This window comes from Enhygromyxa salina (assembly GCF_002994615.1).
Lineage (GTDB): Bacteria > Myxococcota_A > Polyangia > Nannocystales > Nannocystaceae > Plesiocystis > Plesiocystis salina_A.
This window is the reverse complement of the sequence record NZ_PVNK01000236.1, coordinates 1-5,257: the sequence shown is the minus strand read 5'-3', so window position 1 is coordinate 5,257 and position 5,257 is coordinate 1. Positions and strand designations below refer to the sequence as shown.

Sequence of the window (5,257 nt, the reverse complement as noted above, 5' to 3'; positions counted from 1 at the left end):
GATAGGCCCGCTCAGCTCGCTTGGCGAGGTCGAACGCGAGCTGGTAGGTCTGGAAGTAGAGGGTCGAGAGCTGGCCGACCATCCAGTCGTAGAGCTCGCAGTTGGTGAACTTGCCGCGCATGTAGCGATCGAGCTCGCGCGAGTGCTGGGCTTGGGTGTCGTGGTTGTCGAGCTCGCGGGTCGCGATGTCGAGGCGGATCTCGGCGGCGACGATGTCGCGCTTGAATCGCGCGATCTCCTTCAGCGCCTGCGAGACCTGGAGATCCCAGTCTTGCTGACGGCGGTTGTAGCCTGCGGTGATCGAGGCTTGATTGGCGTGGTACGAGTACTCGGCGGCCACCATCGACAGCACCGTCGCACTCGCGCTCATCGCATGCGCGAGGTTGACAAGTCCACACCAGCCTGTGGATGTCTGACCACCACTACACGGACGTGACCGACCCCGATGCCAACCTGATCCCGTTCAAGCAACAACTCCACAGTGTGGTGGCCCGTGCCCGCAACGCCCGACTGGGCCGATTCGACAGCGTGTGGAGCGGCGACGCGCCCTACGATACCGGTCGATCGAGTGACGACGAGTCGCTGATGGATCTCGTCTCCACGCTCACCAACTCCGTCAAGGCCGGGCTGGTCAAGGATAATCGAGTGACGGCGGGGTCGCATGAGTCATCCCGCTGTCGTGTATTGGTTCGGCGGGGTTGAGCCGCGGGTCGAGCGGAGGATCGCCTGGGTTCTTGGGCTTCGGTGGCCGAAAATTGGCGCGAGGTTGTGACTCGAACGTGCGCGGAGCGCCAACTCGGACTCGGCCGGACCGGCCGACGACAGTGACTCCCCGTCCGAATCCTCCAGCGCCGCGAGCATCATGATGATGATGACCGAAGGTAGCGGCCCAGAAGCTCATCTAATTCGTCATCCGTCGTCTCACCATCACCGTCCCCAAAGCCAACCCACCCAGACACCTCGGCAGCGCGGTCCAGAGGTATACCGAAGGTTTTGGTCAGGTACGCCGAAACCAACAGCCGGCCCTCGCCCGGTTTCTCAACCCCAGCTCGGCACCGGATAATGCGAACTAGGTCTGCAACCCGTGCGCCTTTCTTTGCTTGCAGCTTCAGTTCCGCCTGAATAGACTTGTTGACTTGCATCAGTTACCTCTCAAAAATCACTGTAATTGCCCGATAGGCACCCGATTCTCCGGGTATCGCTTCGACGACCCTGGCGTTCTTGAAGCCGTACTCGGCAGCGCGATGCGCAGTCCAGGTCTTGCTCACTGCGTCCTCCAGCCTCATTCCCCCCGCAACAAGGCGATTCACTTCGCCGAGATTGTCACCATACCGCCAGATCCCCTTGACCGCCTTCACGTTGTCGCCGAAGTGCAGCATCGCTCGCGCGAACATCTCCGTCCCCCGAACTGAGGCTCCGTCACCTGCTTCGATCATCGTCGAAAGCACCCCTGCATCATCCAACTCCGCGAGGATCCCCTTTGCCGGGTTCTTCGGGTCTACGAAGGCGAATGGCTCAGTGCTCCCGGATCCCCCCTTCGTGGAGGAGGAGGCAGGCCCAATGTCGGCCATGGCGTTCGAGGGAGTTGGCGCTGGTGCCAGCCCCTCAACTTGCCTACTCACGTCACCAGTTACCTCGATCGTCTCGTCGCCGAACCGCGCAGCGAACCCTGCGTTCCCCGCCAATCCAATGCCTGGAACCATCGCGCCTGCCGCGATGCCGGCGCCTACATAGTCTCGGCGGCCCAGCGAGATGAGGGCATTGATGCCGTCCAAGGCGATCGCCACCGGTTCTCCAACGACAGTTGCGGACGCCACGACCGATGCACCGTCAAGTCCGAGCTGCAAAGCGTCTCGGTTGTCCTCCCGATGCTCGGCGGCAGCACGCCTCATCGACTTGACGTTCTGGGTACTCTTGCGCGCGAGGAACTCTTTGTTCTTCCGGACTCCCTCGGAGGCCGCCCGCGCTTCGGCCCGCTTTGCAGCGGTAGCCTTGGCAGCCTCGACGCGAGCGTCGCGCGCTGCTGCGCTGCGCTCCTCGACCGCACGCGTCGCAGACTCGAGATCTTGTCCGGGCGCCAGTCCCGTGTAGTCCTCCGTCTCGACCCAGAACATCTCCTCTGGTTCATCCCAGCGGGCGAAGGGATCGGCATCCCCGGGCGACTCACCGTTCCTATCGACAGCGGCAATCGGGTTCGAATTGACGTATCGGTATCGATTCGTTCCGGCGACTATCCCAATGGGATCTGCCGCGGTCCACCTCGCTAGCCATGGTGCGTAGAACCTCGCCTTGTGATACGCGAGCCCCGTCTCCTCGTCGCGCTCCATCCCCGTGTAGCGGTACCGCTTCGCTGAGACCTCGATGCTCGAGTCCACGGCCCGATACGCACTCGTGCCGTAGGGGTGGTACTCCTCGTACGAGATGATCGCGCCTGTCTGTGTGACCTCCGTGGCCGCTGAGCCGAGGTGGTTGCCGAGTTGGTGGCGCCAGATCCCCGTCGGCCCGCCGATCGGAGTTCCGTCGCCGACCGTCTTCGTCTCGACGAGACAGATCCGACCGCTGCCATCGCTGACGTGCAGTGACTCGCGCTCGAGGTCGACCGCCCCGTTGACGCGCTTGCGGTAGATCTCGAAGGACCCGAGGTAGATGCGCTCCTCCGTCGTGTTTTCTGAGCTCTCGGCATACTTCCTGCTTCGGATGCCCCCCGCGTACTGGAAGTAGACCTCCTGGGTGCCTGTGGTGGCGTGCTGCAGTTGGTCGTCGTGGTCCCAGTCCATGGCCGCGAGGTGCGGCATGGTCGTCATGCTGCCGTGGGCGTCGTAGCCGTAGGTGTGCGAGTACGGGCCGTTTGCGACGTCGCCGGGGGCCGAGGTGGCGAGCAAGCGGTTGCCGTCTTGGGCGTACTCGTAGTGTCGTGTCCAGCCGGTCCCCGAGGCGGGGATGTGCTGCATCTTCAGGATGTTGCCGACGCCGTCGTAGGTGTAGCGCTGCGTGTACCTCCGCATCGCGGACGGGTCGCTGGTCATCGGCTGCGGGCCGACGGGGAGCTGGCCGTGGGTGCGCTGCGTGGTGCCTTGGGTGGCGTGCTCGCGGCCGGTGGCTTCGATGAGGCGGTAGAGCGCGTCGTACTCGTAGGAGTTCGCGGCCTCGACGACGGCGTTGTTGAAATAGACCGTTTGTTGCGCGGTGTCGCGGATGTCGGTGATGTTGCCGGTTGGGTCGTAGTGGTAGTGGAGGCCCTGCAGGGCTTTTTGGTCGGAGCCGCGGATCGTCGACAGGCGGGTCAGGCGGTAGGTCTGCGGGTCGTAGGTGTAGGAGGTCGTCGTGGTTGGCGTGTTGGCGGGGCCGTAGACGATCGCCTCGCGCTGGCTGCGAGCGTTGTAGGTGATATCGCCGACGACGGTCTCGGCGTTGGGGCTGCCGCGGTGGTGGAGCTCGACCTTCTGGAGGGCCCCGCCTTCGTCGTAGGTGTACGCGACCTCGGAGTTGTCCGGCGAGATCGCCCGGAGCACGCGGCCGAGGGCGTCGCGCTCGGTGCTGGCCGAGAAGGTCTCGGGGTCGAGCAGCGGCGCGGCGGCGGTGGCCATCGCGGCGACTGTACTTTCTCCGAGCAGCGCACTCCAGTCGGGTCCGGTGGTCTTGCTCGCCACGAGTTGGCGCTGCTCGGAGCTCGGGTGGCCCTCGAAGTCGAACGCGACGGTGGTGGCAGCGCCCGCGCCGTCGTAGACACGGTAGACGCGACCGACGTGATTGGTGGTGGCGGGGTCAGCGAGCAGGTCGCCGTAGACGACGCGGCCGAGCAGCTTTTCCGGGCCGCCGCCGACGCTGACGGTCCGGTCCACGGGGCGGCGCAGGGTGTCGTAGGTGTACGAACAGCGCTGGTCCCGGCTGTCCCAGCTGCGCATGTGCTGACCGAGGGCGGTGAGCAAAGTTCGGCGGTCGCCCGCGTCGACGCTGCCGACGAAGAGGGACTGTCCGAGCATGCCGTACGTCCGCGTCTCGGCCGAGTTGCCCCGCGCGTCGATGACCTCGAGCACGTTGCCCCCGATGTCGAGCACGGACCTGGTCGCAAACAATTCGTCGCCGCCCTCCGCGTCCTTGTTGTGCGCGACGGACAGAAACGGACGACCGAGGGTGTCGAGCTGAACGACGCTCGGGGTCCCGGCGTGCCTCGCCGCGAGGACGGCGGCGCGCTTCTCCGCGAGCAAGGCGACGTCGTTGCCGCCGTAGCCGATGCGCTCGGCGTACCAGTCGCTGTCGAGCACGGTGTCGTTGGGGTCCCAGCTGGTCTGCTTCCAGGGGGTGAAGTCGACTCGGGAGAAGCTGCCGTTGGGCAGGTCGGTGCGGACGAGCCGGCCGAGCGGGTCATAGTGGTTGAGCGCGGTCACCCCCTGCTCGACGAGCTCGGCCTCGTCTTCGTAGTCGGGCGTGCTGGAAAAGTACGGCTCGTAGGCCTTGATGACGTTGCCCTTGTTGTCGAGGACAACGCGGCCGTTGCCCACCCAGCGCAGGCTCGGGCTCGTCTCCGCGTACTGCAGCTCGCCGTCGACGAACACCAGCTCACCGTCGACGTCGCGCTCGGGCGCGAGACCGGGCCGGGCCTGCGCCTTGACCATCACGGTCCCGCCGCCACCAGAAAAATAGCTGCGCTGCTCGAGCCAGCGCGTGTTCACGTCCTGGTGGGTCTCGCGAACGCGAGTCTTCGCCCAGTTGGGCTTGCCAGTGTTTTTCCAGGCGAACAGGTCGTACTCGAAGGTGCTCGTCGGCTCCTCCAGCGTATCGCCGTCAGCGTCGCCAACCTTGCCCATCACCGCGCTGCGCTCAACGAAGCCGAGCACGTCGAACGCAACCTGACTGCGGTTGCCGTTTGCGTCCGTCTGCTGCCACGGCGCCAGCAGTCGGTAGTCGTGCTCCGCGCTCACGGTGTTGCCGAGCGGGTCGCTGCTGCTCGCGGTCAGCAGCGCGTGCGCATCGTAGGTCGTCGAGTAGACCTTGCCGTACGGGTCTTCGACCGAGGTCACGGCGTAGAACTTGCTCGCGTCGTAGCTCGGGTGGCCCGTCCGCACCCACCACGCATTGTCAGCGAGCACGTACTTGCCCTCGTCCTCGAGCTCGGCGTTCGTCGGCGCGCCCGTCAGCGCACCGAACACCGCCTGCCGCTGCGTCTCCGTCATCGCCATCGCGTCGGTGTCGTAGACCAGCGCCTTGCTCTGGACCACGCCGTGAGCCAGCGGCGCCGACAGGTCATCGGCGAGGT

4 protein-coding genes are annotated in these 5,257 nt (G+C 65.5%); 1 reads left to right on the top strand and 3 read right to left on the bottom strand.

The features are described 5' to 3' along the window. Window positions 1-370, bottom strand: a 370-nt coding sequence (locus tag ENSA5_RS27300; protein WP_219906874.1) for a Tc toxin subunit A-related protein, incomplete at its 3' end; no start/stop codon positions are given. 38 nt (window positions 371-408) lie between these two features. Here ENSA5_RS27300 and ENSA5_RS27295 point away from each other — a divergent pair. Next, window positions 409-702: a hypothetical protein gene (locus tag ENSA5_RS27295; RefSeq protein WP_106394624.1), complete on the top strand. Its 294-nt coding sequence runs from the start codon at window positions 409-411 to the stop codon at window positions 700-702. Window positions 703-860: 158 nt separating this feature from the next. On the opposite strand, the gene ENSA5_RS36445 is transcribed toward ENSA5_RS27295, so the two are convergent. Continuing rightward, window positions 861-1,142 (bottom strand): hypothetical protein, encoded by a 282-nt coding sequence (locus ENSA5_RS36445; protein ID WP_146156174.1) that lies wholly within the window; start codon window positions 1,140-1,142, stop codon window positions 861-863. A gap of 3 nt (window positions 1,143-1,145) precedes the next feature. Continuing rightward, window positions 1,146-5,219: an RHS repeat-associated core domain-containing protein gene (locus ENSA5_RS27290; RefSeq protein ID WP_146156173.1), complete on the bottom strand. Its 4,074-nt coding sequence runs from the start codon at window positions 5,217-5,219 to the stop codon at window positions 1,146-1,148. Window positions 5,220-5,257: the final 38 nt, after the last annotated feature.

What these genes read in the sequence shown, in the direction of transcription:
- ENSA5_RS36445 (WP_146156174.1), bottom strand. Translation starts at nt 1,142, where the DNA reads ATGCAAGTCAACAAGTCTATTCAGGCGGAACTGAAGCTGCAAGCAAAG.
- ENSA5_RS27295 (WP_106394624.1), top strand. Translation starts at nt 409, where the DNA reads ATGTCTGACCACCACTACACGGACGTGACCGACCCCGATGCCAACCTG.